At 65.9% G+C, this 26,013-nt stretch carries 23 protein-coding genes; 11 read left to right on the top strand and 12 right to left on the bottom strand.

The genetic code is table 11. The features are described 5' to 3' along the window. Positions 1–60: 60 nt before the first annotated feature. On the top strand, positions 61–1,149 hold the full coding sequence (gene trmA / locus FIV02_RS04315) for a tRNA (uridine(54)-C5)-methyltransferase TrmA (RefSeq protein ID WP_152487911.1): 1,089 nt from the start codon (positions 61–63) through the stop codon (positions 1,147–1,149). Positions 1,150–1,163: 14 nt separating this feature from the next. Here trmA and FIV02_RS04310 read toward each other — a convergent pair whose 3' ends face one another. Beyond that, positions 1,164–1,553 carry a DUF4345 domain-containing protein gene (locus tag FIV02_RS04310; protein ID WP_152487910.1) on the bottom strand — a complete coding sequence of 130 codons (390 nt, stop codon included), beginning with the start codon at positions 1,551–1,553 and terminating at the stop codon, positions 1,164–1,166. Positions 1,554–1,884: 331 nt separating this feature from the next. On the opposite strand from FIV02_RS04310, the gene FIV02_RS04305 reads away from it, so the two are divergent. From FIV02_RS04305 to FIV02_RS04295, 3 genes are all read left to right on the top strand, one after another. Continuing rightward, positions 1,885–3,234, top strand: coding sequence for a hypothetical protein (locus FIV02_RS04305; protein ID WP_152487909.1), 1,350 nt, complete (start codon positions 1,885–1,887; stop codon positions 3,232–3,234). Between the two features lie 102 nt (positions 3,235–3,336). Then, complete coding sequence (locus FIV02_RS04300; RefSeq protein ID WP_037046345.1) at positions 3,337–3,777, top strand: DUF411 domain-containing protein; 441 nt, start codon at positions 3,337–3,339, stop codon at positions 3,775–3,777. Between the two features lie 19 nt (positions 3,778–3,796). Continuing rightward, positions 3,797–4,657, top strand: a complete 861-nt coding sequence (locus tag FIV02_RS04295; protein ID WP_047589766.1) for a neutral zinc metallopeptidase — start codon at positions 3,797–3,799, stop codon at positions 4,655–4,657. Between the two features lie 12 nt (positions 4,658–4,669). Here FIV02_RS04295 and FIV02_RS04290 read toward each other — a convergent pair whose 3' ends face one another. Further along, the gene (locus tag FIV02_RS04290) at positions 4,670–5,839 is read right to left on the bottom strand and encodes a multidrug effflux MFS transporter (protein WP_152487908.1); all 1,170 of its coding nucleotides are present in this window, start codon (positions 5,837–5,839) and stop codon (positions 4,670–4,672) included. 202 nt (positions 5,840–6,041) lie between these two features. Between FIV02_RS04290 and FIV02_RS04285 the strand changes: the two genes are divergently transcribed. After that, entirely contained in the window at positions 6,042–6,662 is a 621-nt protein-coding gene (locus FIV02_RS04285) for a TetR family transcriptional regulator (protein ID WP_152487907.1), read from the top strand. 16 nt (positions 6,663–6,678) lie between these two features. Here the strand turns inward: FIV02_RS04285 and FIV02_RS04280 are convergent, their stop codons facing one another. Further along, positions 6,679–6,876, bottom strand: coding sequence for a heavy-metal-associated domain-containing protein (locus FIV02_RS04280; RefSeq protein WP_152487906.1), 198 nt, complete (start codon positions 6,874–6,876; stop codon positions 6,679–6,681). Between the two features lie 114 nt (positions 6,877–6,990). Here FIV02_RS04280 and FIV02_RS04275 point away from each other — a divergent pair, with 114 nt between their 5' ends. The 3 genes from FIV02_RS04275 (at position 6,991) to cueR (ending at position 10,239) form a co-directional block, all read left to right on the top strand. Then, positions 6,991–7,383, top strand: a complete 393-nt coding sequence (locus tag FIV02_RS04275) for a hypothetical protein (RefSeq protein ID WP_152490085.1) — start codon at positions 6,991–6,993, stop codon at positions 7,381–7,383. A gap of 64 nt (positions 7,384–7,447) precedes the next feature. Continuing rightward, positions 7,448–9,817, top strand: coding sequence for a heavy metal translocating P-type ATPase (locus FIV02_RS04270; protein ID WP_152487905.1), 2,370 nt, complete (start codon positions 7,448–7,450; stop codon positions 9,815–9,817). Further along, complete coding sequence (gene cueR, locus FIV02_RS04265; protein ID WP_152487904.1) at positions 9,814–10,239, top strand: Cu(I)-responsive transcriptional regulator; 426 nt, start codon at positions 9,814–9,816, stop codon at positions 10,237–10,239. Before FIV02_RS04270 ends, cueR begins: the two co-directional genes overlap by 4 nt. Before the next feature lie 152 nt (positions 10,240–10,391). On the opposite strand, the gene FIV02_RS04260 is transcribed toward cueR, so the two are convergent. Both FIV02_RS04260 and FIV02_RS04255 read right to left on the bottom strand, forming a co-directional pair. Beyond that, a complete protein-coding gene (locus tag FIV02_RS04260) occupies positions 10,392–11,279 on the bottom strand; it encodes a PA4780 family RIO1-like protein kinase (protein ID WP_152487903.1) in 888 nt (295 codons plus the stop codon). Positions 11,280–11,351: 72 nt separating this feature from the next. Then, the gene (locus FIV02_RS04255; RefSeq protein ID WP_152487902.1) at positions 11,352–12,239 is read right to left on the bottom strand and encodes a LysR family transcriptional regulator; all 888 of its coding nucleotides are present in this window, start codon (positions 12,237–12,239) and stop codon (positions 11,352–11,354) included. A 101-nt stretch (positions 12,240–12,340) separates the two neighbouring features. Between FIV02_RS04255 and FIV02_RS04250 the strand changes: the two genes are divergently transcribed. Next, on the top strand, positions 12,341–12,982 hold the full coding sequence (locus FIV02_RS04250; protein WP_152487901.1) for an NAD(P)-dependent oxidoreductase: 642 nt from the start codon (positions 12,341–12,343) through the stop codon (positions 12,980–12,982). Positions 12,983–13,031: 49 nt separating this feature from the next. After that, a complete protein-coding gene (locus FIV02_RS04245) occupies positions 13,032–13,334 on the top strand; it encodes a DUF2218 domain-containing protein (protein WP_037046322.1) in 303 nt (100 codons plus the stop codon). Here the strand turns inward: FIV02_RS04245 and FIV02_RS04240 are convergent. From FIV02_RS04240 to FIV02_RS04215, 6 genes are all read right to left on the bottom strand, one after another. Further along, positions 13,316–14,059: a 5-oxoprolinase subunit PxpA gene (locus FIV02_RS04240; protein ID WP_152487900.1), complete on the bottom strand. Its 744-nt coding sequence runs from the start codon at positions 14,057–14,059 to the stop codon at positions 13,316–13,318. The two genes, FIV02_RS04245 and FIV02_RS04240, sit on opposite strands and share 19 nt — an antisense overlap. Before the next feature lie 153 nt (positions 14,060–14,212). Next, positions 14,213–16,417: a TonB-dependent siderophore receptor gene (locus FIV02_RS04235; protein WP_152487899.1), complete on the bottom strand. Its 2,205-nt coding sequence runs from the start codon at positions 16,415–16,417 to the stop codon at positions 14,213–14,215. A 248-nt stretch (positions 16,418–16,665) separates the two neighbouring features. Next, positions 16,666–17,778, bottom strand: a complete 1,113-nt coding sequence (locus FIV02_RS04230; protein WP_152487898.1) for an alpha-hydroxy acid oxidase — start codon at positions 17,776–17,778, stop codon at positions 16,666–16,668. 19 nt (positions 17,779–17,797) lie between these two features. Further along, the gene (locus FIV02_RS04225; RefSeq protein WP_037046309.1) at positions 17,798–18,466 is read right to left on the bottom strand and encodes a Fe2+-dependent dioxygenase; all 669 of its coding nucleotides are present in this window, start codon (positions 18,464–18,466) and stop codon (positions 17,798–17,800) included. Positions 18,467–18,593: 127 nt separating this feature from the next. After that, complete coding sequence (locus tag FIV02_RS04220) at positions 18,594–19,757, bottom strand: type III PLP-dependent enzyme (RefSeq protein WP_037046306.1); 1,164 nt, start codon at positions 19,755–19,757, stop codon at positions 18,594–18,596. Positions 19,758–20,215: 458 nt separating this feature from the next. Continuing rightward, on the bottom strand, positions 20,216–22,747 hold the full coding sequence (locus tag FIV02_RS04215; protein WP_152487897.1) for a sulfite reductase flavoprotein subunit alpha: 2,532 nt from the start codon (positions 22,745–22,747) through the stop codon (positions 20,216–20,218). 237 nt (positions 22,748–22,984) lie between these two features. On the opposite strand from FIV02_RS04215, the gene FIV02_RS04210 reads away from it, so the two are divergent. Further along, positions 22,985–24,568 carry a peptide chain release factor 3 gene (locus FIV02_RS04210; RefSeq protein WP_152487896.1) on the top strand — a complete coding sequence of 528 codons (1,584 nt, stop codon included), beginning with the start codon at positions 22,985–22,987 and terminating at the stop codon, positions 24,566–24,568. 132 nt (positions 24,569–24,700) lie between these two features. Here the strand turns inward: FIV02_RS04210 and FIV02_RS25175 are convergent, their stop codons facing one another. Further along, on the bottom strand, positions 24,701–25,711 hold the full coding sequence (locus FIV02_RS25175) for a methyl-accepting chemotaxis protein (protein ID WP_371923270.1): 1,011 nt from the start codon (positions 25,709–25,711) through the stop codon (positions 24,701–24,703). Between the last annotated feature and the right edge of the window lie 302 nt (positions 25,712–26,013).

The raw sequence follows: 26,013 nt of genomic DNA, 5'->3' as shown, positions 1-26,013 counted from the left end.
GCACGCGGCCACCGGCTCCGCTACAATGGCGCCCCGTTTTCCTGCCTGCACGAGTGACCGATGAGCCGCCCCGCATTCGACCCCGCCACCTACGACGCCCAACTCGCCGAGAAGAAGGCACGCCTGGTCGAACTGCTGGCGCCCTTCGCCGCCCCCGAACCGCAGGTATTCGATTCGCCACGCGAGCACTACCGCCTGCGCGCCGAATTCCGCCTGTGGCGTGAAGACGGCCAGCGCCACTATGCGATGTTCGCCCCGGGCGACAAGCACACGCCGATCCTGCTCGACGACTTCCCCATCGCCAGCCTGCGCGTGAACGAGCTGATGCCACGCCTGCGCGCGGCCTGGCAGGCCAGCGAGGTGCTGTCGTTCAAACTGTTCCAGGTGGAGTTCCTCACCACCCTGGCCGGCGACGCCCTGATCACCCTGGCCTATCACCGTCCGCTGGACGACGCCTGGCAGGCCGAGGCGGAAAAACTGGCGAGCGCGCTCAACGTCAGCCTGGTCGGTCGCTCGCGTGGCCAGCGCCTGGTGATCGGCCGCGACTACGTGGCAGAGGAGCTCGACGTGGCCGGGCGCAGCTTCCACTACCGCCAGCCGGAAGGTGCCTTCACCCAGCCCAATGGCCGGGTCTGCGAGAAGATGCTCGGCTGGGCCTACGATGCGCTCGGCGAGCGCCAGGATGACCTGCTCGAGCTGTACTGCGGCAACGGCAACTTCACCCTGCCGCTGGCCACCCGCGTGCGCAAGGTACTGGCCACCGAGATCAGCAAGGCCTCGGTGAATGCCGCCCTGGCCAACCTGGCCGACAACGGCGTGGATAACGTCGAGCTGGTGCGTCTGTCCGCCGAGGAACTGACCCAGGCCCTCAACGAGGTGCGCCCGTTCCGCCGCCTGGCAGGCATCGACCTGAAGAGCTACGACTTCGGCAGCGTCTTCGTCGACCCGCCACGCGCCGGCATGGACCCGGACACCTGCGAGCTGACCCGACGCTTCGAGCGCATCCTCTACATCTCCTGCAACCCGGAGACCCTGGCCGCCAACATCGCCCAGCTGCACGACACGCACAAAGTCACGCGTTGCGCGCTGTTCGACCAGTTCCCCTATACCCATCACATGGAAGCGGGAGTGCTGCTGGAGCGCCGCTGAGTCGCCTGAACGGCTCAGTTCCCGCGCTGAATCCCCCGCAGCGCCCACCAGGCCAGCCCGGCCGAGACCAGTTCGAGCAGCAGCGCGTAGAGATTGAAGGTCTGCTGCGCGCCACCGTCGAGCCACAGGCCGCCGATGCGCGCCACGGCCAGGGCGCTGTAGAGCAGTACCAGCAGGGTCAGCGCCGGACGCAGCAGGTCGAGGCGCAGCAGCGCCATCGCCAGAAAGGCCGCCAGGCCAAGCTGCATGCCGCCGTAAAACGCCCGGACCTCGGTCACCGCTGCGGCGCTCATCAGCAGCGCACCGCTGAAGCTGGCCATTTCCTCGGGGCGGATGAAGTAGGCCAGCCCCAGCAGGACGAGGGCGGCAATCTGGATCAGCAGGACGATTCGCGCGAACAGCATCGGAAATTCCTCGTTCGAGTGCCGGCGCGCAGGGCGACGCCGCACCAGATCATGGCACTTCCGTCAGGATGATCTACAACTATCACCTGTAGTAGTGCCCTCACCGTACTCGACATGGAGGTCGACATGCCTGCCCGCCGTCCTAGTCGTCCCGCCCGTCGGCGCCATGCCGAACTCGTGCCTGAGTACCTCTCCACGCCCCCCGCTCAGGAGCCCCGCGACACCGTGAACCGACGCACCGGATGATGCGCCGCAGCCTAGATAACGGCCACCCTGCGCTCACTGCGCGAACCGCTCGCCAGGCAGGCGTGGCCACATAAGGAGATGATCCATGCGCAACGCACAAGGAACCCTGATCTTCACCCTGGCACTGGCCACCCCACTGCTCGCCCCGGTAGCCCAGGCCGGCACCTTTCCCGACTTCGGCTACCAGCCACCGAGCAAGGAATACAGCGGGCCGCTGTTCCAGCTCAGCCAGTCCTATCCCGACGCCGCACCTCCCGCGTCGGCCCTGCCGGCCTTCTTCAAGCTGCTACCCGGCAAGCAGAGCAACGACTTCGAGACCTGGCGCGAGTACATGAACGCGGTCAAGGACTACTGCCTGGAAGGCAACGTGGAGAACGACTGGAACGTGCAGAAGAACACGCTGCGCCAGTGGTACCACATGCCCTGGCAACACTACGGTCCGCTGGGTCGTGAGGGCATCCACGGCCTGACCAAGGAGGCGCAGATCCAGGCCAAGCAACTCGCCGCGAGCCAGACCAGCACCGGGCAGACTTACGCGGTGGGCATCTACAACGACATTGGCGCCTACACCATCGGCCAGGTGTGGAAAGACCCGCAGAACCCCAACCCGGACTTCACCTCCAAGCCCGACAGCTTCGCCAACGGCACCGTGGTGTGCAAGGCGCTGTTCGCCGATGTCGACCGCAGCCAGGTGCCCTTCCTGCAGAACCCGGTGCTGTGGAAGGGCTATATCACCACGCGGTTCGACTCCGCCGACCGCGAGGTGAAGGACGTCGCCCTGATCCAGATGGACATCGCCGTGCGCGACACCCGCATCAACGAAACCGGCTGGATCTTCGGTACCTTCCAGTACAACGGCGCAGTCACCGGCAAGGCCGGCTGGGACAACCTGGTCCCGGTGGGCATCATGTGGGGCAACGACCCGCAGGACACGGGCAACGACTTCAGCAACCCGCAACCGAGCCAGACGCGCATCAACCCCAACCTCAAGCAGACCGCGATCAACGCCAACACGGCGCAGTTGCCGCCGACGCACCTGGGCTGGAATGGCCGCCTCAACGGCCCGGTGGATAACCCGGTCAGTTCCTGCATGAGCTGCCACATGACCGGGGAATACCCGCAACTGGCCATCATGAACCCCACCTTCCAGGCCAACCCTCCGGCGGTAGGTTCGCCGGAATGGATGCGCTGGTTCCAGAACATTCCCGCCGGCCAGCCGTTCAGCCCCGGCACCAAGAGCAGCGACTACAGCCTGCAACTGGCGGGAGGCCTGGCCAACTTCTATGACTGGAAGTGCAACCAGGGCGGTGTCTTCGTCGATGGGCACAACGCCTGCCAGAAGGCCAGCCAGTTGAAGCTGATGCTCAAGAAGGAGGTCAAGCCTGAGCAGATCCAGCCGGTGCAGCGCGATCCCGGCCTGATGGAACTGGAGTAACCCGTGCAGCGGCGCCGGAGCAACTGCGGCGCCGCGTCACGCATCTTGGTCATCCTCGGGCGCGGCGGTATCCTCTACCCCACGCCCACAGGAGCTGCCAACATGCGCCTTTCCCTGCTTGCCCTCTTCCTCATCGGCAACCTGGCCCACGCCAGCGAGCCGCTGACCATCGATGTCCACCGCGACGCCAGCTGCGGCTGCTGCACAGCCTGGATCAGCCATTTGCAGGACAACGGTTTCACCGTCAACGACCACGTCGAGCAGGACATGAGCGCAGTCAAGCGACGCCTCGGCGTGCCAGCGCGCCTGGCCTCCTGTCATACCGGCGTGATCGACGGCAAGTTCGTCGAAGGCCACGTGCCGGCCGCCGACATTCTCAAACTGCGTGAACGCGCCGACCTTGTCGGCGCCGCCGTACCGGGCATGCCCGTGGGCTCGCCCGGCATGGAGTACGGCGACCGCGTCGACGCCTACCAGGTCATCGGCCTGGACCGTGACCGTCAGGACCAGGTGCTGAGCGACTACCCCGCTCCGCAGCGATAACCAACGAGGGAGCAGCGACATGCGCTGGCAGAAAGGCAGACGCAGTGACAACGTGGTGGATGCCCGCGGGCGCTCCGGCAGGCGCGTCGGCGGCGGCTTGAGCCTTGGCGGCGTGGCGGTCATCGTCATCGTCGGGCTGCTGATGGGCCAGGACCCGCTGCAGATCCTCGGCCAGATAGCCGGCCAGGCCACGCAGCCGCAGGCACCCCAGTCCCAGACGGCACCACCCGCCGGGGATGAACAGAGCGAGTTCGTTCGCGCCATTCTCGGCGATACCGAGGACACCTGGCGCGAGCTGTTCCAGCAGGCCGGGCAGCAGTACCGCGACCCGCAACTGGTGCTGTTCTCGGGCGGGGTGAACTCGGCCTGCGGCTTCGCCAGCTCGGCGGTCGGCCCCTTCTATTGCCCAGGCGACAAGCGCGTGTACCTGGACATGGCCTTCTTCCGCGAGATGGAGCAGCGCTTCTCCGCCGCCGGCGACTTCGCCCAGGCCTACGTGATCGCCCATGAGGTCGGCCACCACGTGCAGACCCTGCTGGGCGTATCGGCCAAGGTCAATGCCGCCCGCCAGCGCGGTGAGCGCGTCGAAGGCGATGGCGGCCTGCTGGTGCGCCAGGAGCTGCAGGCCGACTGCCTGGCCGGCGTCTGGGCACACCATGCCCAGCGGCGTCACGACTGGCTGGAGGCGGGTGACCTGGAAGAGGCGCTGAACGCCGCCAGCGCCATCGGCGACGACCGTCTGCAGAAGCAGGCGCGCGGCCAGGTGGTGCCCGACGCCTTCACCCACGGCACCTCGCAACAGCGTGTGCGCTGGTTCAGCACTGGTTTCGAGACGGGTCAGCCGAGCCGCTGCGACACCTTCAAGGCGACACGCCTGTAACGGCCAAGCGGCTCAGACCGCGAAGCGCCGACTCCACCAGGCGAAGGCACTGGCCGCCCCGCCACACAGGGCGATCACCAGTGCCATCGGCACCGCCGAGCCATCATGCAGGAAGGCCACCAGCGCCGAGGCGCTGGCGGCCACGGTGAACTGCATGCTCCCCAGCAACCCCGAGGCACTGCCGGCATGCCGCCCCTGCCCGGCCATGGCGCAGGCCGTGGCGTTGGGCAGCAGACAGCCCAGGCTGGCGACGCAGATGAACAGCGGCACCAGCAGCGGCCAGAGCTGCTCCGGTCGCCACCACGCCAGCGCCAGCAGGCACAAGCCGCTGCTCAGGTACACCAGCACCACGCGTCGCAACCACACCGCCGGCCCACCCGCCCGCACCAGCCGCGCATTGATCTGGGCCATGATCACGAAACCGGCCGCATTGCTGCCGAACAGCCAGCCGTAGTGCTCGGCCGGCACGCCGTACAGCTCGATGAAGACGAAGGGGGAGCCGGCGATATAGGCGAACATTCCTGCCATCGCCACACCGCCAGCCAGGCTGTAACCCATGAACGACGCATTGCCCAGCAGCGCCCGGTATTGCCCGAAGGCGCCACTCAGGGGCGCTGGCGGCAGCTCCTGCGGACGCGTCTCCGGCAACCAGCGCAGTACCGCCAGCAGGCACAGGGTCGCGAAGATCGCCAGGCTGTGGAAGATCCAGGGCCAGCCCAGGGTGTTGAGCAGCAAGCCACCGCCCAGCGGCGCCAGGATCGGCGCCAGCCCCATGACCAGCACCAGTTGCGAAAACACCTTGGCCGACACCAGCGGGTCGCACAGGTCGCGCACCACGGCACGGGTGATCACCATGCCGGCGCAGCCACCCAGGGCCTGCACGAAGCGCGCGGCGATCAGCCACTCCAGGCTTGGCGCGATCGCACAGGCCAGCGAGCCCACGGCGAACAGCGCGACCCCGACCAGCAACGGCACCCGGCGCCCGAAGCGGTCGGCCAGCGGCCCATGGAACAGCTGGCCGATGGCGATACCGACGAAGTAGGCCGCCAGCGACAGCTGGATGTGTTCGACATCGGTGGCGAATTGCTGGGCCAGAGTCGGGAAACTCGGCAGATAGAAATCGATGGCCAGAGGGCCGAAGGCACACAGGGCACCGAGAATCAGGAGCGTTCTCAGGTTCATGACTATTCCGGGCTTTATTGTTAGCCGGCTAATCATCTCACTGACCACAGCCGTGGTGAAAGCCCCAGCACCACCATCGTCGTGCACGACGCAGGACCTAAAACACTGGCGCTGATACCCGTCGATCACCCCTCAGCAGAGGTCATGGCAAAGCCGGTAAACTCCGCCCCCTCATAGCCCAGCACCAACCTGCCGGATCACCATGCGTAGAACAAAAGAAGACGCGGAGAAAACCCGCCATACCATCCTGGCCGCAGCCGAACACCTGTTTCTCGAGCGCGGAGTCGCCCACACCAGCCTGGAACAGATCGCCAGGCACGCGGGTGTGACCCGAGGTGCCGTCTACTGGCACTTCCAGAACAAGGCCCACCTGTTCCACGAAATGCTCAACCAGGTGCGCCTGCCACTGGAGCCTCTGGCCCAGCAGCTGGCCGAAGTGGACGGGCTGGTGTCCCTGCAACTGCTGCGCGACCTGTGCATCGAGGCCATGGCCAACCTGGTTCTCGACGACCAGCGCCGGCGCATCCTCACCGTGCTGCTGCGGCGCTGCGAGTTCACCGAGGAGCTGCGTGAAGCCGAGGAGCGCCACGAAGCCTTCGTCAATCAGTTCATCGCCCTCTGCGAACAGCAGTTCGCCCTGCCGTCCGTACAACCACTGCTGCAACCCGGGATCACCTCGCGCCTGGCGTCACGGGCCCTGCATGCCATGCTGGTCGGGCTGTTCAGCGACTGGCTGCGCGACCCCAACCTGTTCGACGCGCAGACCGACACGCCGGCGATGATCGACAGCTGCTTCCGCGGCCTGCTGCGGCAGTGGCCGTAGCGCCACTCGCGGCCGGCTAAGGCGCGCTCACCTCATAGCCCTCGCCGCGTATCGCCGCCTCCAGCTGCGCGGCCGGCACGTCACTGTCGACCTGCACCACGCCGGCGGCGAGATCGACATCCACCTGCGCCGCCGGGTCGAGTGCCTTGATCGCCTGGGTGACGGCCCTGACACAGTGACCGCAGGACATTCCGCTAACCTTGAACTGCTGCATCTGCTGACTCCTTGAATCGATGGTCGATGGGTGTAGTCTCGACCTTGCCACGGTGGCAAGGTCAAGCACTTGCCGCCAGTCATTCCGCCGGCTTTCGACATGGGGATCATCGTCATGCGCCTGCCCTACCTGCTGCTTGCCGCCCTGCTTGCGCCAGCAGCCCTTGCCCAACCGCTGGCACCCCTGCCATCGGCCGCCCAGGGCGAGGGCTACGCGGTACTCATCGTTTCACGCGAACGGCTGGAGGTGGCCACCACCTGCGAGGTCGCGCTGTACCTGCATGACCAGATGGCCGCCCGCCTGCATCAGGGCCAGTCGGTGGCGTTCAACCTGCCGCCTGGCAAGGTGTCCCTGCGCCTCGGCCTGACCGGCACCGGGCCGTGCCAGGACGGCATCGCCCAGCTGGAAGGGCAGTCGCTGGAGCTCTACGCCGGCGAAGTACGCCGCTACCGCATCGCCATGGACAACGCCGGCCTGCGACTGCATGCCGCGCCCGCATTGAACTGAACGCTTGACCTTGCCATGGGGTCAAGGTTGATCCTGTGGTCATGACGTTACCGGGAGCCCGTCCATGACCACCTTCGACCTGCCGATCCAGGGCATGACCTGCGCCAGCTGCGCCGGTCGTGTCGAACGCGCACTGCGCAAGCTGCCGGAGGTCGCCAGCGCCACCGTCAACCTGGCCAGCGAGCAGGCGCGCATCGAGGCGCCTGCCGACAGCCTCGGGCAACTGATCGAGGCGATCGAAGGGGCCGGCTACGCCGTTCCCGGCCACGCACTGGAACTGGCCATCGAGGGCATGACCTGCGCCAGCTGCGTCGGCCGCATCGAACGCGCCCTCGGCAAGCTGCCGGGCGTGACCCAGGTTGCGGTCAACCTCGCGGACGAGAAGGCACGCCTGCAGGTCGTCGCCGGTTTCGACGCGCAGCAGGCACTGCAAGCCGTGGCGGCGGCTGGCTACCAGGCCAGCCTCGTGGACGAGCACGCTCCTGCGGACGACGGCAGCTCGCGCCTGCGCCGCGAGCGCCTCACCTTGTTCGCGGCCATCGCCCTGACCCTGCCATTGCTGGTGCCGATGCTCGTCGAACCCTTCGGCCTGCACTGGATGCTGCCAGCCTGGCTGCAGTTCCTGATCGCCACCCCCGTGCAGTTCATCTTCGGCGCCCGCTTCTACCGTGCGGCCTGGCAGGCGCTCAAGGCACGCGCCGGCAACATGGACCAACTGGTGGCCATCGGCACCAGCGCCGGCTACGGCCTTAGCCTCTACCAGTGGGCGGTGACACCCGCCGGGCAGATGCCACACCTGTACTTCGAAGCCTCGGCGGTGATCATCAGCCTGATCCTGCTCGGCAAGTACCTGGAAAGCCGCGCCAAACGCCAGACCGCCAGCGCCATCCGCGCCCTGCAGGCGCTGCGCCCGGATCACGCCGTGCGCCTGGTCGATGGCCGCGAGGAGCAGGTCAGCATCGATGCGCTGGCCCTCGGTGACCAGGTGCTGGTCAGGCCTGGCGAACGCTTTCCCGTGGATGGTCAGGTGGTGGAAGGCCGCAGCCACGCCGACGAAGCGCTGATCAGCGGCGAGAGCTTGCCGGTGGCCAAGCAACCGGGCGACAAGGTCACCGCCGGCGCCATCAACGGCGAAGGCCGTCTGCTGGTGGAGACCACCGCCCTCGGCGCGGAGACGGTGCTGGCGCGCATCATCCGCCTGGTCGAAGACGCCCAGGCCGCCAAGGCACCGATCCAGAAGCTGGTGGACAAGGTCAGCCAGGTGTTCGTCCCAGCCGTGCTGCTGGTGGCACTGGCCACGCTGCTGGTCTGGCTGCTTTTGGGGGCATCCGCCGAACAGGCCCTGCTCAACGCCGTGGCCGTACTGGTGATCGCCTGCCCCTGCGCGCTCGGCCTAGCGACCCCGACCGCGATCATGGCCGGTACCGGCGTCGCCGCTCGCCACGGCATCCTGATCAAGGATGCCGAAGCGCTGGAGGCGGCCCATGACGTGCGCCACATCGCCTTCGACAAGACCGGCACGCTGACCGAGGGCAAGCCACGCATCGCCCATGTCGGCCTGGCCGAGGCCAGCGAAGAGACGCTGCTGCGCCTGGCTGGCGGCCTCCAGCAAGGCAGCGAACACCCGCTGGCCAAGGCCGTGCTGGAACGCTGCAGCGAGCAGCGCATTGCCCTGCCCGCCGTGAGCGACAGCCGCGCGCTGGCGGGCCGGGGCATCGCCGGCACGGTCGAAGGCCGCCAGCTGCAGCTGGGCAGCAGCCGTCTGCTGGACGAACAGCAACTGCAGGCCGGCGCCCTGAGCGAGTCCGCCCGCGCCTGGGAAGCCGAAGGTCGGACCCTGTCCTGGCTGATCGAAAGCGGCGACAGCCCGCGCCTGCTCGGCTTGCTGGCGTTTGGCGACCAACTCAAGCGCGGCGCCGCAGAAGCCATTGCCGAACTGCGCGAACAGGGCATCACCAGCCACCTGATCAGCGGCGACAACCAGGGCAGCGTCGCGGCGGTGGCAGGCACCCTGGGCATCGACCAACCGCATGCCCAGGTGCTCCCGGCGGACAAGGCGCGCCTGATCGACGAGCTGCGCCAGCAGGGCACGGTGGCCATGGTCGGCGACGGCATCAATGACGCCCCGGCGCTGGCCGCCGCCGACGTCGGCATCGCCATGGGCGGTGGCACCGACGCCGCCATGCACGCCGCCGGCATCACCCTGATGCGCGGTGACCCACGCCTGGTGCCGGCGGCCCTGGACATCAGCCGGCGCACCTATGCGAAGATCCGCCAGAACCTGTTCTGGGCCTTCATCTACAACCTGGTCGGCATCCCCCTCGCCGCGGCGGGCCTGCTCAACCCGATGTTCGCCGGCGCGGCAATGGCCCTGTCCAGTGTCAGCGTGGTGAGCAACGCCCTGCTGCTGAACCGCTGGAGACCCAAGGCATGAACATCGGCCAAGCCGCCAAGCACACCGGCCTCAGCGCCAAGATGATTCGCTACTACGAATCCATCGACCTGCTGCCCCATGCCGGGCGCTCGCAGAGCGGCTACCGGCAGTACGACGCCAACGACCTGCATCGCCTGACCTTCATCAAGCGCTCACGGGACCTGGGGTTCTCGCTGGACGAAGTGGGCAGGCTGCTGGCGCTGTGGCAGGACAAGCAGCGCGCCAGCGCCGACGTCAAGGCACTGGCCGAGGAACACATCGCCACACTGTCGCGCAAGATTGCCGAGATGAGCGCACTGCGCGACACCCTGGTGGACCTGGCGGCCAGTTGCCAGGGCAACGAGCGGCCGGACTGCCCGATCCTGCAGGGCATCGAACAGGGCGTCAGTTGCTGCGCCAAGGGACACGCGGAAACGCCGTAGCCCGGATGAAATCCGGGGCCCAGGCGCCGCCTGACGTAAAGGCCGTGCGCCCCCACAGGATCAACAAGACCGCCGTAGGAGCCCGCTTGCGGGCGATCACACAAGCGTCATGATCAACAGCCGGATGTTGCGGATCAACACCGGGCATTGCCTCAGCGCATCCAGGGTGGCGTCGGCTCGGCGTCCTTGGGTTCATCCTCGGCGTTGCGCAGGGCCTGTTTCTTCGCCTCTTCGGCCAGCGCGGCCTTGATCTCGCGCATCACCGCATCGATGTCGGCGGCGTCCTGCGGTTCGGCGAACTCGCCGGTCAGTTGCGTATGCGGCTGCAACTTGCCAGCCTCGTAGAGCGCCCACATTTCCTTGGCGTACTTGGTATACCTGAGCTCCGGGGCGAACTGGCCGAAGTACTCGGCCATGTTGCGCACATCGCGCTCGAGCATACTGAAGGCATGGTTGTTGGCCGCCGCATCCACCGCCTGCGGCAGGTCGATGATCACCGGCCCCTCGGGGCCAAGCAGCACGTTGAATTCCGAGAGATCACCGTGCACCAGGCCGGCGCAGAGCATCTTGACGATCTCCTGGATCATGAAGGCGTGAAACTCACGCGCATCGTCCGGGTGCAGGTCGACGTCATTGAGCCGCGGCGCGACGTCGCCTTCGCCGTCGTCCACCAGCTCCATCAACAGCACGCCATCGAGAAAGTCATAGGGCTTGGGCACCCGCACGCCGGCACTGGCCAGGCGGAACAGTGCCGAGACCTCGGCATTCTGCCAGGCCTGCTCCTGCTCCTTGCGCCCGTACTTGCTGCCCTTGGCCATGGCGCGCGCCTGACGGCTGCCACGCACCTTGCGCCCCTCCTGATATTCGGAGGCCTGGCGGAAACTGCGCTTGTTGGCCTCCTTGTAGACCTTGGCGCAGCGTAGCTCGTCGCCGCAACGCACCACATAGACCGCTGCCTCCTTGCCGCTCATCAGCGGTCGCAGCACTTCGTCCACCAGGCCATCCTCGACCAGGGGTTCAATACGTTTGGGCGTCTTCATCGGTGTGGGTCACGGGTCCTTTCTAGCCGGGGAACTGAGTATTGGCCATCCTCGCACAGCCTGAGTCGATCATCACGCATTGATCAGGTGCCGTCTGAGTGCCTCGATGGCATAGCGCACCTTGGCGGGCTGAGCATCGCGGCGCGGCGTGACGATGTACAGGCCCACCGGTTCCAGCTGCCAGTCAGGCAGCAGGGGCAGCAGCTCGCCACTGGCCAGCAGCCCGCGGATTTCCGCCTCGGGCTGCAACGACACGCCCATGCCGGCCAGGGTGAACTGGCGCGACGCCAAGATGTTGTTGCAGGTGACGCGGCTCTCCAGGCGCAGCCGCTGCTGCACGCCAGCGGGGCCCTGCAATACCAGGTGCTGGATGCGTTCGAGGTGCAGGCCGATCCAGTCCAACGCCAGCAGCTGCTGCGGTTCGCTTGGCAGGCCGGCACGCGCCAGGTAAGCCGGCGCAGCGCACAGCAGCAAACGCCAGTTCACAATGTGGCGGGCGACCAGACTGGAGTCCTCCTGGCGCCCGACACGGATGGCCAGATCGATGCGCGACTCGACCAGATCGATCTGCTCGTCCTGAAAGAACAGCGTCAGGCTGAGGCCGGGGTGGGTGCTCAGCAGCGGGGCCAGCGCCTCGCACAGCAGCGGCCCGGAAAAGCCGACCGGGGCCGCGACGCGCAGCTCCCCGACCGGCGCATCCCGCTGCTCGGCCAGGCGCTGCTCGGCGCGCTGCGCCAGCTCGACGATCTGTCGACAGCTGTCATAGAAGGTTGCGCCGGCCTCGGTCAGGGTCAGCTTGCGGGTGGTGCGGTGCAACAGCGTGACCCCCGTGGCCTCCTCCAGTCGACGCACCTGCTGACTGACCGCAGACGCCGACATGCCCATGGCTTCCCCTGCGCCGACCATCGAGCCCTTTTCCACCACGGTGGCGAACAGCGCCATGCGCTTGAGCTGCTCCATTATGAAGCTCCGCTTAACTATTCCAGTTCATGAAGCCACTTTTTCCCGGGTTTATCCAGCAGCGATCATGTGTTCCCACCCCACTACTCGAGGTCCACCCCATGAAGATCGCTCTGATCGGCGCCACTGGTTATGTCGGCGCCCCCCTGTTGCAGGAAGCGCTGCAGCGCGGACATCAGGTCACCGCGCTGGTGCGCCACCCGGAGAAACTCGCCGCCCACCCTCGCCTGAGCGCCGTACAGGCGAACGTGCAGGACACCGCCAAACTGGCCGAACAGCTGCGAGGCCATGACGTGGTGATCAGCGCCTTCAACCCGGGCTGGGGTGTGGCGGACATCCGCGAGCAATTCATCAGCGGCAGCCGCTCGATCATCGCGGCGAGCAAACAGGCGGGCCCCCAGCGCCTGCTGGTGGTCGGCGGGGCGGGCAGCCTGTACGTGGCCCCCGGTCTCCAGCTGATCGACACAGCGGACTTTCCCGCCGAATACAAGGAAGGTGCAGAAGGTGCCCGCCAGGTCCTCAACCTGCTGCGTGACGAACAGGCACTGGAATGGACGTTCCTCTCGCCAGCCGCCCTGCTCGTGCCTGGTCCGCGTACCGGCAAGTTCCGCCTCGGCAACGACGAGCTGCTGATGAACGGCGATGAGCCCGGCAGCGTCTCCGTGGCCGACCTGGCCGTCGCGCTGATCGACGAAGCGGAGCAGCCACAGCACATCCGCCAGCGTTTCACCCTGGCGTACTGACCTCAGCCCACAGACAGGGTGCGCAGCGCGCACCCGATCAGGAGTCACCATGAATCCATTGAGCAGCAGTGCCTTCGTCGCGACCGACACACCGGCACGTTACATCAGCCGTCTGTGCAAACACTTCGCACACAAGATTCCAGTCAGTTTCGACGAGCAGCAGGGCCGCATCGAGTTCGACTCGGGCCTGGCCACGTTGCAGGCCGAAGAACAGGGTTTGCGTCTGCAGGTCGAGAGTGGCAACGCGGATGACCTGCAACGCCTGCAAGCTGTCGTCGCCAGCCACTTCGAGCGGTTCGCCTGGCAGGAAGCGCTGACCCTGGACTGGCAACCTCAGAGCGCATCCAGCTGAGCGCGCAGGCGCCGCAGCACGGCCAGCGACTCGGGGTTGTCGCCGTGCACGCAGAGGCTGTCCGCACGCAGGCGTAGCGGCTTGCCATCGATGTCGGCAAAGGCCTCGCCACGGGCGATGGTCACGGCCTGCTCCAGTATGCGTTCAGGGTCCTGGTGCACCGCGTCCGCGAGACGTCGCGGTGCCAGCCGACCATCGGAGAGATAGGCGCGGTCGGCGAACGCCTCGAACATCAGCGGTACATCCGCCTCGTCCGCCAGGCGCAGTTCGCGGCTGTTGTCGGCCAGGGCCAGCACCATCAGGGGCAAGCCCCTGCGATAGCTGGCACAGGCATCGAGCACCGCCATCAGCAAGGCGTCGTCGAGCACCAGGTCGTTGTACAGCGCGCCATGGGGTTTGACATAGGCCAGCTGGCCGCCCGCAGCGCGGCAGAAGGCATCCAGCGCGCCGATCTGATACAGCATCAGGGCCCGTACTTCCTCCGGCGAACACTGCAGGTGGCGCCTCCCGAAACCCTGCAGGTCGGGGTAGGAAGGGTGTGCACCGACGCTCACGCCATGCTCGATGGCCAGCGCGACGCTACGCGCCATGATCAGTGGATCACCCGCGTGAAAGCCACAGGCCAGGTTGGCCTGATCGATCAGCGGCATGGCCAGCGCGTCGTCACCCATGCGCCAGGCGCCAAAGCCCTCGCCCATGTCACAGTTGAGCAGTATTCGCTTCATCCACGCAGCATAAGACGGACGACGGCAAAGTCCAGCCCGCGCCCCGCTTCCGCGCGGTGGCACCCGGCACGTCAACCTGTATGAACGCCAACGCCCCGGACCAGCCGGGGCGTTGGACAACCGGGCGTGCCTGTCGGCACGCCGGAGGCGGACTCAGAAGCTGTAGGTCGCCGAGAGGATCGCCGAACGGCCGTCGCCGTACTCGATGGCCGAGGAACGGGCACCGGTGCCCGGCGTCTGGCGAACGCGCTCCACGTAGTCTTCGTCGAACAGGTTGTTGAGGTTCAGCTGCAGGTCGACGTTGTCGTTGACCTTGTAGCCGACCATCGCGTTGTGCAACCAGTAGGAGTCCAGCTTGGCGTTGCTGCTGGAGCTGACGTTGCGCTCGCTGACATAGCGGGCGCCGTAGCCCAGCGACCAGCCGGCCGGCAGCTGGTAGGAGGTCCACAGGTTGAACGAACGCGGCGGCGTGTTGGCCAGGGCCTGACCCTCGCGGGCGATGCCGGCGGCAGTGTCGGCCGCTTCGAGGGTCTCGCTGCTGAGTACGGTGTAGTTGGCGAACACGTCCCAGCGCTCGGTGACATGGCCGGTCAGCCCTACCTCGATCCCTTCGACGCGCTGCTTGCCTGCCAGCTGGGTGCTGCCGTCAGCCATGGTTTCGCGGGCATTGGTCTTTTCTACCCGGAAGATAGCCGCATCCAGCTCCAGGCGACGGTCGAGCAGTTCCCACTTGGTACCCAGCTCCCAGGTCTTATTCTTCTCCGGATCGAGGCCCGAGGTCGCGTCCGAAACACCGCTGCCGGTGGTCGCCAGGTATTCGGCCGACGGGTTGAAGGAGGTGCCGTAGGCCACGTAGATGCGACCATTGTCGACCGGCTTGTAGACCAGGCCGATGCGCCCGCTGAGCTCTTCGTCGCGGGTGTCGAGCTTGGTCAGGGTGCCAGCCGGCAGCGCGGTGTTCTTGTAGTCGCCCTCGATCCAGTCGTAGCGCAGCCCCAGGCTCAGGTCCCAGTCGGAGTTCAGGGCGATGGTGTCGAACACGTACACCGCCTGGTTGTCGAGGCGGGTCGACGTATCCGCGCTCATGGTCTTGTTGACTGCACCGTTCCAGTAGCCCGGCGGGTTGCCCAGCGAGTAGCCACCAGTCGGGTAGAGCGCGGTGCCCAGGCCGTGGTTGTAGGTCAGGCGGTCGTAGTCCTCGCGGGAGATTTCCACCCCGGTGGACAGGCTGTGCTGCAGACCGAAGGTGTCGAAGTCGGCACGCAGGTTGGTCTGGTTGATCAGCATCTTGCTGTTCACGTCACGCCCATAGGCCTGCGGGCCGGCCGGCAGGTAGTTGCCGGCCGGTACGCCCGTGGTGTTGACGTGCGAGGCGGAGATCACCGTGTTGCGGTCGATCTGGCTGTAGCGGGTGAGGTTCTGCAGGCTCAGGCTGTCGTTGAAGGCGTGCTCGAGCTTGATGGTGAAGGAGTCGGTCTTGATGTCGTCCTTGTCCAGGTTCTTCCAGCCGAAGTAACTCTCGCGGTCCACCCCGGCGACCTTCTTGCCATCGATGGCCGGCACACCGTAGTCCGGCAGGATGTCGTCGGTCTGGTGGAAGTAGCTGAGGGTCAGGCGGGTGTCCTCGCTCAGGCCCAGGGCCAGCGACGGCGCGATGCCCCAACGCTTGCGGTCGATCTCGTCGCGGCCGGCCACGTCGTTTTCGTGCGTCATCAGGTTGAGCCGGAAAGCACTGTCGGTACCCAGGCCATCGAGGGTCTGGTTGCTGTCCAGGGTCAAGCGACGGTAGCTGTCGGTGCCGATGCTGGCGCCGATCTGGGTGAAGTCACGCAGGCGAGGCGCCTTGGTCACCTGGTTGATGCTGCCGCCGGTGGTACCGCTGCCGCCGAATACCGAGTTGGGGCCCTTGATGACCTCGACCGACTCGATGTTGAAGGTGTCGGTACGGTTGGTCTGCGCGCTGTCGCGCAGGCCGTCGATCTGCATGTTGGCGTTGGCGCTGAAGCCACGGATGTTGATGCTGTCACCGGAACCACCACCACCCTCACCGGCGGTGAAGGTGATGCCGGAAACGTTGGACAGCACCTGGCGCAGGCTCAGCGCCTGCTGCTCGGCGATTATCTTCTGAGGTACCACGGTGACGGTCTGCGGGGTGTCCAGCAGCGGCGCGGTGTACTTGGGCGACGAGACCGACTCGGTCTTGTAGTCACCTTCCTGCTCACCCTTGACCGTGACGCTGTCCAGCTTGAGCGACTCGTCTGCCAGCGCCGGCAGCGTCAGCGAGGCAATGGCCAGGCCAATGGCAGTGGCCAGCACGCGTTTGACGGGCAAAACCTGATCGTAGTTCGTGGCACGCATTTGAGATAACCTGTCAATATGTAATGATAATTATTTACAAACATGTACAGAGGAATCCGCAGAAATCCCCCGCACAACGCCCTGGCGCAGGGCCTGAAACGGCCCTGCCCTCTAAAAGAGAACGTATATTATTTGTAAATAAATTTATGTCAAATAAGAAACACTATTAAATACATTCTTATTTGATACCTGCCGCACGGACGGCTCAACAGGGCGGAGCAGTTCCTTTGCGCAGCGCGTGGAAGACCTCAGCAGCTGTGTGGTGTCCAGATCGTCTGAGGGCCGATACTGGCCAAATCGGCGCAGCCGGTCAGTGCCATCGCCACCTCCAGTTCGGCGCGCAACAGCTGCAGCACATGCGCCACCCCCACCGCACCGGCTGCGGCCAGGGCGAAGATGCACGGCCTGCCCACCAGCACCGCGTCGGCGCCCAGGGCCAGCGCCTTGAGGATGTCGGTGCCACGGCGGATCCCGCCATCGAGCAGCACCGGCACACGTCCCTGCACCGCGGCCGCCACCTCCGGCAGCGCCTCGATGGTCGCCGGCAGGCCATCGAGCGTGCGGCCGCCGTGGTTGGACACGATCAGCCCATCGACCCCAGCCGCCAGCGCCTGCTCGGCATCGGCGGCGCTGAGGATGCCCTTGAGCAGGATCGGCAGGCGCGTCTGCGCGCGCAGCCAGGCCAGGTCGGCCCAGGTCGGCGCGGCGTTGAGCAGCGGTCCGCCGAGCAACAGGCTGCTGGCGGACGGATCGGCGCTGACCGCCAGCGGGCGCATGCCGCGCAGATTCACCGCCTCGATACCGGCGGGCAAGGCGAAGCCCGCGCGCTGCTCACGGTTGCGGATGCCGCTGACCGGCGCGTCCACCGTCAGCACCAGGGCACGATAACCGGCTGCTTCGGCGCGCCGCACCAGGGCGGCGGTGAAATCACGATCGGGCTGGATGTACAGCTGGAACCACAGCGGTGTCTGCGCCTGCGCCGCAATGGTCTCCAGCTCGATGCTGGCCTGGGTGCTGACCACCATGCCGGCACGCAGCGCGCTGGCGCCCAACACGCAGGCCAGTTCGCCGTCGGCATGGGCCAGCTTCTGATAGGCCACCGGCGCGACGAAGATCGGATGCTCGTAGTCCTGACCGAACAGGCGCAGGCGCGTGTTGCCACCGCGCAGGTCCTGCAGCACGCGACTGCGCAGGCGCAGGCGATCGAACGCCTGGCGATTGTCCTGCAGGGTCAGCTCATCCGCCGCCCCTCCGGTCAGGTAGGCCCAGGCCTGCTCGCTCATGCGTTCGCGGGCATAGGCCTGGTAGTCGCCGACGGCGGCGATGTCAGCGGGAATCTGTTGCAGCGGGGCAAGGGGCATGGCGACTCTCGATGGCGACTCAGGTCTGCGACCACTGCCGCAGCAGGTTGTGATACAGCCCGGTCAGGCGCAGCAACTCGGGGCTGTCCGGCACCTGCAGGCGCAGCGCCTGGATGCTGTCGTCGAGCTCCAGCAGCAGCTCGCGCTGGTCATCCTGGCGTACCAGGCTCTGCAGCCAGAAGAACGAGGCCAGACGCGCACCGCGAGTCACCGGCTCGACGCGATGCAGGCTGCCACTGGAATAGAGCACCAGGTGCCCGGCCGGCAGCTTGATCCGCCGCTCGCGCGTCACCAGTTCGCCGCCGTCGTACTCATCGGGTTCGTTGAAGAACAGCGTCGCCGACAGGTCGGCGCGGATACGCTGCGAGGTCCCCGGCACGCTGAAGATCGCATTGTCGATGTGGTCGCCGTACTGGCCTCCGCCGGCATAGCGGTTGAAGCGCGGCGGCACCACCTTGAGCGGCAGGGCAGCAGCCATGAAGCGCGGGTTGCGACTCAGGCATTCGAGCAGGAAGTCGCCGAGCTGCTGCGTCAGCGGGTCGTTCTGCGCCAGTTGCTGATTGGTCTTGGCGTGCACCGCCTGGTGCCCGGCGCTCAGGCGCCCGTCCTGCCAGCTCGCCGTCTCGAGCGCCGCACGGCAATCGCGCAACTGCTCGGCATCGAGCACATCGGGGATGATCAGCATCATGGTGCCGCTCCAGGGCAAAGGCCAAAAGTGATAATGATTCTAAATAGCTGACACACCAAACAACAGCCATGCGCGACAGAAATGAAAACGCCCACACGAGGTGGGCGCTTGCAGACAGCGTCGGGCCTTACAGGTAGTAAGACTTCAGCGGCGGAAAGCCATTGAACTCCACGGCGCTGTAGCTGGTGGTGTAGGCACCGGTGGAGAGCCAGTACAGGCGATCACCGCTGGCCAGGTTCAGCGGCAGGCCGTACTTGTAGTTCTCGTACATGATGTCGGCGCTGTCGCAGGTCGGGCCGGCGATCACCACTTCTTCCATCTCGCCCTTCTTCTCGGTCCAGATGGGGAACTTGATGGCCTCGTCCATGGTTTCGATCAGGCCGCTGAACTTGCCGACGTCGGCGTATACCCAGCGCTCCACGGCGGTACGCGACTTGCGCGCCACCAGCACCACTTCGGAGACCAGCACGCCGGCGTTGGCGATCAGCGAACGGCCCGGCTCGAGGATGATCTCCGGCAGTTCGTCACCGAAGTCTTCCTTGAGGAAGCGGGTGATCTCCTCGGCGTAGGTTTCCAGGTCGTTGGTGCGCTGGATGTAGTTGGCCGGGAAGCCGCCGCCCATGTTGATCATCTGCAGGGTGATGCCGTCTTCTTCCTTGAGACGCTCGAAGATCACCTTGACCTTGGCGATGGCGGCATCCCACACGTCGATGTCGCGCTGCTGCGAACCGACATGGAAGGAAATGCCGTACGGCACCAGGCCCAGCTGCTTGGCCAGGATCAGCAGGTCCAGCGCCATGTCCGGCTGGCAGCCGAACTTGCGGCTCAGCGGCCAGTCGGCGCTGGTCGAACCTTCGGTGAGGATGCGCACGTAGATCTTCGAACCCGGCGCCGCCTTGGCGATGTTGCGCAGGTCGGCTTCGGAGTCGGTGGCGAACAGGCGCACGCCCTTGTCGTAGAAGTAGCGAATGTCGCGGGACTTCTTGATGGTGTTGCCGTAGCTGATGCGCTCCGGGCCGACACCTGCGCTCATGACCTTGTCCAGCTCGTAGATCGAGGCGATGTCGAAGCTCGAGCCCTTGTCGCGCAGCAGCTCGATGATCTCGATGGCCGGGTTGGCCTTGACCGCGTAATAGATCTTGGCGAACGGGAAGCAGTTGCCCAGCTGGTCATAGGCATCGGCGATGATCTGCCGGTCGATCACCACGAAGGGGGTCTCGTGCTGATCGGCGAATGCCTTCATGCGCTGGAAAGTGGCGGGTGCGTAGTAGTCTTCGACCTTGATCGACATGCTGGGGACTCCAATGGCAAAACCAGGAACACATGAATTCGGGCAGCGAAACGCCTGACAGGTTCCGCTACGTGTCGGGGCTGGCCGCGCAACGCGCGAGCCTGAACGTCTGACAGTTTCCCCACTTTGGTTCGCCTACTTCCCAAGGCATGTCGCCGAGCATCACTGATCGCGGTGGGCCACCAGCGATCTCTCGTCGTCAGTACTTGAGCCGGATGGATCGTTTCCAGCATGGACGTTCGGGCGCGGACTTTAAGACCATGCGCCCGTCAGATCAACCGGAAATTCCCCCTATCTGGAGCGGTCCTGGCAAACGTTCCGGATATCACACAGAACAGGCTGAAATGCTGAACGGACGCGGCTTCCAGCCTCTGCCAAGTCTAGACGAGAGAGATGTCAGCGGCATGGCAACCGGGTGCACGCCGACCTCCCGATTGCCCCGTCGGAACGACCTCGATTCAGTACACGTCGCGCCGGTAACGTCCGTCCTCGACCAGTTGCTGCACGCACTCGTCGCCGAGCACCTCACGCAGTGCCACATCGACACCGCCGGCCATGCCGTCGAGGCTGCCGCACACATAGATCGCCGCGCCCTCGTCCAGCCAGGCATGCAGACGTGCGCTGTGCTCGCGCAGCAGGTCCTGCACATAGTGCTTGCAGGCCTGGTCGCGGGAGAAGGCCAGGTCCAGATGCTGCAGGTCGCCGGCCTCCAGCGCCGCCTGCAGCTCGTCGCCGCAGAAGAAGTCGCAGGCGCGGCTGCGCTCGCCGAACAGCAGCCAGTTGCGCCCCTGGCCTGCCAGTGCACGCGCCCGCAGCAACGAACGCAGCCCGGCCAGGCCGGTACCATTGCCGATCAGGATCAGCGGACGATCGTCCTCCGGCAGATGGAATCCGGTGTTGCGCCGCACCCGCGCCAGCAGTTGCCCACCCACGGGCAGGTATTCGCTCAGCCAGCCGGACCCCAGGCCCAGGCGGCCACCCGCCTGCACGGCCTGACGCACGATCAGTTGCAGCACAGCGTCGGCTGCCACCGAGGCAATGGAGTAGTCGCGCGCCCCCAGCGGCACCAGGGCATCGACCAGCGCCTGGGCATGCAGCCCGACCAGGTGGGCGAAGCTGCCTGGCAACTGGCGCTCGGCCAGGGCCTCACGCAGGCTGGTCGCCTGGCCATCCAGCGTCACCGGCTCGCTGCCGTCGAAGCCGGAGTGCTGCAGCCAGGCCTGCACGGCGGCGGCCCCGTGGCGCGGACGGATTTCCAGGATGTCGCCGGCCTGCCAGTCGCTCTGCGCAGGCGGTGTCAGGCCGATGAAGTACACCGGCGCGCCCTGACTGCCGTGGTTGAGCAGGCGGCGCTCGGCGAGCGTCCAGTTCTGCCAGGGCGTCTCTTCGAAGCGCATCGGCGCCGCACCGGTCAGGTCGCTCAACTGCTGCTGCCAGCGCTGCAGTGCCGCCTGGTCGGCGCCATCCACTTCGATGCTGTCGAACAGCGGCCGAGCGCCCTGCAGCCCCAGCCAGGCGTTGATGCGCCGGGCGAAGCCACAGAAGTGCTGATACTGCCGGTCACCCAGCGCCAGCACCGCATAGCTCAGTTGCTCGAGAGGCACCGAACCCGCCAGCACCTTGCGCTCGAAGCCCTGCGCGGCATCCGGCGCCTCGCCATCACCGAAGGTGCTGACCACGAACAGCGCCTTCTGCGTCTGGCGCAGGCTGTCGGCATCCAGGCGTGACAGCGGTTCGACCCGTACCGGGATACCGGCGGCCTGCAACTGGCCGGCACTCTGCCAGGCCAGCTGCTCGGCAAAGCCGCTCTGGCTGGCGAACCCCACCAGCCAGCCAGCCGCCGAATCCACGTCCTTGAGCGAGCTGCGCGCCGCCAGCGCAGCCCGCTTCTTGCGCCGGCGATCCAGGTACAGCAGCCAGCCGGTGATGAAGAACAGCGGCATGGCCGCCGTGGCCAGCATCATCAGGATGCGCCCCGGCATACCGAAGTACTCGCCGACATGCAGCGCATAGACGCTGGCCAGCAGCTGCGCCTTGAAACTCTTGTCGGCATAGCGCTCATGGCGGCTGACCGCGCCGCTTTTCGGGTCGATCTGGAACTGGTTGAAGGCGCGCACATGGTCGGCGCCGTCGAGCATGTAGAAGACGGTCCCCGGCTGCCCGGCCACGGCTGGCAAGCGCAGGTTCCAGGCGACCAGGCCGGGGCCGGCGGTCTGTTGGATGCTCTGCCAGACGGCGTCGTAGTCGACTTCGGGGGCCGGGCCATTGCCCGCGTCACGGCCACCCCGGCCACGGCCTTCCCCGCGCTTCTCCGGCGCCGTGTCGGAGAGCATGCGCGTCAGCCCTTCGCGGTACCACTCATAGGACCAGTACAGGCCGGTGAGCCCCGCGCAGAGGTAGAACAGCAGCACCCAGGTGCCGGCCACCGCGTGCAGGTCCCAGTTGAAGCCACGGCCTTTCTTCTTCCAGTCCAGGGTCAGCCAGGTGCGCCAGTTCAGAGCCTTGCGCGGCCAGCGCAGGTAGAGACCGGACAGGCAGAAGAAAATCAGCGCCAGGGTGCTCGCGGCGGTGATCTGCTTGCCCACCTCCCCCATCGACAGGAAGCGGTGCAGCATCAGCATCAGGTGGAAGAAGTCCTGGCCGATCGGCTCGGCCAGCACCTCGCCGGTGTAGGGGTCGAACGCGATGCGCGGCCCGCGTCGCTCGCCTGGCGGCGGCGCGAGAAAGGCCATGCCCGGCCCGTCATGCCGGGTATCGACCCACAAGCCGGTGACGCGATCAGCGGTCGCGGCCTCGATCCGTGACACCAGTTCGCGCGGCGCAAGGTGGCCCTGCTCGCTCGGTTCGATCTGCCAGCGCTCGGCATTGAGCGCCCGGGTGATCTCGCCCTCGAAACTGTAGAGCGCGCCGGTGATGCCCATGACGGCCAGCACCAGGCCGGCGCTGATGCCGAAAAACCAATGCAACTGGAAGATGATTTTCTTGAACACGACGGCGCCACCCCTACCCTGACCCTTTGCGACGGGCGGCTACTCTATATGGGAATAATTTTCATAACCATTTATTTACGCGATTTTTACGCATTCGCAGCCTGCGCGACTCTCCTGTCCGGCCAGGGCACCTGAAACCCGATGGCCGCCCCTCGGCCAGAGCCTGCAGTTATCGGTATAATCGCCAGTTTTCCGGGCGCCAAGGCGCCCTCAACGATTCCATCCAGGCACGCATTCATGACCACCCAGGCCGCCGAAGTCGCCAAGCGCCGTACGTTCGCCATCATTTCCCACCCGGACGCCGGTAAGACCACCATCACCGAGAAACTGCTGCTGATGGGCAAGGCCATCGAAGTCGCAGGGACCGTGAAGTCGCGCAAGTCCGACCGCCATGCCACGTCCGACTGGATGGAGATGGAGAAACAGCGCGGTATCTCCATCACCACCTCGGTGATGCAGTTCCCCTACCGCGAGCACATGATCAACCTGCTCGACACCCCCGGCCACGAAGACTTCTCCGAAGACACCTACCGCACCCTGACTGCGGTGGACTCGGCGCTGATGGTGCTCGACGGCGGCAAGGGCGTCGAGCCGCGGACCATCGCCCTGATGGATGTCTGCCGCCTGCGCGACACCCCCATCGTCAGCTTCATCAACAAACTCGACCGTGACATCCGCGACCCCATCGAGCTGCTCGACGAGATCGAGGCAGTCCTCAACATCAAGGCCGCGCCGATCACCTGGCCGATCGGCTGCTACAAGGACTTCAAGGGCGTCTACCACCTGACCGGCGACTACATCATCGTCTACACCCCCGGTCACGGCCACGAGCGCACCGAAGCCAAGATCATCCAGAGCCTCGACTCCGACGAGGCGCGCGCGCACCTCGGCGACATGTACGAGCGCTTCGTCGAAGAGCTGGAGCTGGTCCAGGGTGCCTGCCACGAGTTCGACCCCGAGGCCTTCCTCAGGGGCGCGATGACCCCGGTATTCTTCGGCACCGCACTGGGCAACTTCGGTGTCGACCATGTGCTCGACGCCGTGGTCGACTGGGCCCCGCGCCCGCTGGCACGCGTGGCCAACGAGCGCAGCGTGGAGCCGACCGAGGAGAAGTTCTCCGGCTTCGTGTTCAAGATCCAGGCGAACATGGACCCGAAACACCGCGACCGCATCGCCTTCATGCGCATCTGCTCGGGCAAGTACACCCAGGGCATGAAGATGCGCCACGCCCGCCTGGGCAAGGACGTGCGCGTCGGCGACGCGCTGACCTTCTTCTCCAGCGAGCGTGAGCACCTGGAAGAGGCCTACGCCGGCGACATCATCGGCCTGCACAACCACGGCACCATCCAGATCGGCGACACCTTCACCGAAGGCGAGAACCTCGGCTTCACCGGTATCCCGCACTTCGCCCCGGAACTGTTCCGCCGCGTACGCCTGAAGGACCCGCTGAAATCCAAGCAGCTGCGTCAGGGCCTGCAGGAACTGGCCGAGGAAGGCGCGACCCAGGTGTTCTTCCCCGAGCGCAACAACGACATCATCCTCGGTGCGGTCGGTGTGCTGCAGTTCGACGTGGTCGCCAGCCGCCTGAAAGAGGAATACAAGGTGGAATGCGCGTACGAGGCGATCAACGTCTGGTCCGCCCGCTGGATCGAATGCAGCGACGAGAAGAAGCTCAAGGAGTTCAAGGACAAGGCCTACGAGAACCTCGCCGTCGACGGCGGCGGCCACCTCACCTACCTGGCCCCGACCCGCGTCAACCTCAGCCTGATGGAAGAGCGCTGGCCGGAGGTCAAATTCCGCGCCACCCGCGAGCATCACTGATAGAAAGACGGCCCGCTTTGCGGGCCGTCTTTCTGCTGCAGGGCACACGTTCTGCTCGGCTCTGCAACTGGGCTGGCGTACCAGCCCGTTTCAACGCAGCCTCGCCGCACGCAGGCTCGTTTCATCCATATCCTAGTAGCGGAAACGGCCAACAATGCCGTGCAAGCGCTGTGAGTTTTCCCCAGCATGGCGCCCGCGCTGCAAGGTATTTTCCGCCAGCCCCACGCTACGCGCCGCCTCCTCGCCCAGATTGGCCACACGCTGGTTGATCTCGTCGCTGACCTGCGACTGCTCACGTGCCGCCTCGGCGATCTGCAGGCTGCTGCGCGAAACCGTCTCGACCAGCCCGCCAATGCTGCCCAGCGCCTTGCCTGCGGTTTCCGCCTGCGTCACGCCGTTTTCGGCATGTTTCTGGCTGGAATGCATGACCTCAACCGCTTCACGTGAGGCGGTCTGCAAACGCTGGATCATGCTGTTGATTTCCTCGGTGGAGGCCTGGGTGCGACTGGCCAAAGTGCGCACCTCGTCGGCCACCACAGCAAATCCGCGCCCCTGTTCGCCGGCCCGCGCTGCCTCGATGGCAGCATTGAGTGCCAGCAGGTTGGTCTGTTCGGCAATGGTACGGATAACTTCCAGCACGCCGCCGATTTCCTGAGCGTGGGTTTCCAGCTCACCGATCACCCGCGCTGCGCTGCCCACCTCACCCGCCAGTTGGCGTATATCGCTAATGGTGCTGTCGATCACCTTGAGGGCGGCGCGCACTTCGCGATCAGCCTCGGCGGTCTGCTCGGAACTGCCACGTGCATGCTCGGCCACGCCCTGCACGGTAACGGACATCTGGTGCACAGCGGTGACTACCTGATCGATCTCGCTGCGCAGCACCTCGGCGCTGCGCTCGGAGGCTTGGGCATCACTGATCAGTTGCCCGGAAGAATGTTCCAGGGTGCCAGCCACCTCGCCCACAGTGGCGATCTGCTCACGCAGGTTGCGGCTGAACTGGTTGAAGGCATCGACCACCGCGCCGATTTCATCATCATTCTCACGCTGGATCACCCGAGTCAGATCGCCGGAGCCGGAAGCCAGCCCCTCCAGGGTATGGCTGAGACGGCGAATCGGCGGTAGCACGCGACGATTGATCAGCATCAGTGCTGCAAAGATCACCGCCACAATTAGCATCAGGGCACCCAGGGTGACGCTGTGCATTTCGTCGAGGTAATCGGTGTTGCTCTGATGAACGCGGTCGAACTCCTCACCCAGCGGCTGTTGTAATTCGTTGAAACGAGCGATGACCGTGGCCGACTGCGCATCGAAGGCTTCCATTACCTGATCGCCAGCCTCTTTGCCCTGCTTGCTGTAAGCCTGGTACATACGTTTGCCGGTGTCATCGAGCTGATCGATCGGCTCGATCAGGGCGCTCAGCTGGCTGGCATAGTCCGGCAGCAGAG

Origin of the sequence: Pseudomonas sp. THAF187a (genome assembly GCF_009363395.1) — a bacterium.
Lineage (GTDB): Bacteria > Pseudomonadota > Gammaproteobacteria > Pseudomonadales > Pseudomonadaceae > Aquipseudomonas > Aquipseudomonas khazarica.
Note: the sequence above shows the minus strand (reverse complement) of the source record. Positions and strands in the feature narration are given on the sequence as shown.

Excerpts from the sequence above, each read along its gene's own strand:
- FIV02_RS04225 (WP_037046309.1), bottom strand. The coding sequence starts at position 18,466 with ATGATGCTGATCATCCCCGATGTGCTCGATGCCGAGCAGTTGCGCGAT.
- FIV02_RS04260 (WP_152487903.1), bottom strand. The coding sequence starts at position 11,279 with ATGAAGACGCCCAAACGTATTGAACCCCTGGTCGAGGATGGCCTGGTG.
- FIV02_RS04280 (WP_152487906.1), bottom strand. The coding sequence starts at position 6,876 with ATGCAGCAGTTCAAGGTTAGCGGAATGTCCTGCGGTCACTGTGTCAGG.
- trmA (WP_152487911.1), top strand. The coding sequence starts at position 61 with ATGAGCCGCCCCGCATTCGACCCCGCCACCTACGACGCCCAACTCGCC.
- cueR (WP_152487904.1), top strand. The coding sequence starts at position 9,814 with ATGAACATCGGCCAAGCCGCCAAGCACACCGGCCTCAGCGCCAAGATG.
- FIV02_RS04245 (WP_037046322.1), top strand. The coding sequence starts at position 13,032 with ATGAATCCATTGAGCAGCAGTGCCTTCGTCGCGACCGACACACCGGCA.
- FIV02_RS25175 (WP_371923270.1), bottom strand. The coding sequence starts at position 25,711 with ATGCTGATCAATCGTCGCGTGCTACCGCCGATTCGCCGTCTCAGCCAT.
- FIV02_RS04300 (WP_037046345.1), top strand. The coding sequence starts at position 3,337 with ATGCGCCTTTCCCTGCTTGCCCTCTTCCTCATCGGCAACCTGGCCCAC.
- FIV02_RS04240 (WP_152487900.1), bottom strand. The coding sequence starts at position 14,059 with ATGAAGCGAATACTGCTCAACTGTGACATGGGCGAGGGCTTTGGCGCC.
- FIV02_RS04310 (WP_152487910.1), bottom strand. The coding sequence starts at position 1,553 with ATGCTGTTCGCGCGAATCGTCCTGCTGATCCAGATTGCCGCCCTCGTC.
- FIV02_RS04275 (WP_152490085.1), top strand. The coding sequence starts at position 6,991 with ATGCGCCTGCCCTACCTGCTGCTTGCCGCCCTGCTTGCGCCAGCAGCC.
- FIV02_RS04250 (WP_152487901.1), top strand. The coding sequence starts at position 12,341 with ATGAAGATCGCTCTGATCGGCGCCACTGGTTATGTCGGCGCCCCCCTG.
- FIV02_RS04235 (WP_152487899.1), bottom strand. The coding sequence starts at position 16,417 with ATGCGTGCCACGAACTACGATCAGGTTTTGCCCGTCAAACGCGTGCTG.
- FIV02_RS04285 (WP_152487907.1), top strand. The coding sequence starts at position 6,042 with ATGCGTAGAACAAAAGAAGACGCGGAGAAAACCCGCCATACCATCCTG.
- FIV02_RS04290 (WP_152487908.1), bottom strand. The coding sequence starts at position 5,839 with ATGAACCTGAGAACGCTCCTGATTCTCGGTGCCCTGTGTGCCTTCGGC.
- FIV02_RS04295 (WP_047589766.1), top strand. The coding sequence starts at position 3,797 with ATGCGCTGGCAGAAAGGCAGACGCAGTGACAACGTGGTGGATGCCCGC.
- FIV02_RS04220 (WP_037046306.1), bottom strand. The coding sequence starts at position 19,757 with ATGTCGATCAAGGTCGAAGACTACTACGCACCCGCCACTTTCCAGCGC.
- FIV02_RS04305 (WP_152487909.1), top strand. The coding sequence starts at position 1,885 with ATGCGCAACGCACAAGGAACCCTGATCTTCACCCTGGCACTGGCCACC.
- FIV02_RS04270 (WP_152487905.1), top strand. The coding sequence starts at position 7,448 with ATGACCACCTTCGACCTGCCGATCCAGGGCATGACCTGCGCCAGCTGC.
- FIV02_RS04230 (WP_152487898.1), bottom strand. The coding sequence starts at position 17,778 with ATGCCCCTTGCCCCGCTGCAACAGATTCCCGCTGACATCGCCGCCGTC.
- FIV02_RS04255 (WP_152487902.1), bottom strand. The coding sequence starts at position 12,239 with ATGGAGCAGCTCAAGCGCATGGCGCTGTTCGCCACCGTGGTGGAAAAG.
- FIV02_RS04210 (WP_152487896.1), top strand. The coding sequence starts at position 22,985 with ATGACCACCCAGGCCGCCGAAGTCGCCAAGCGCCGTACGTTCGCCATC.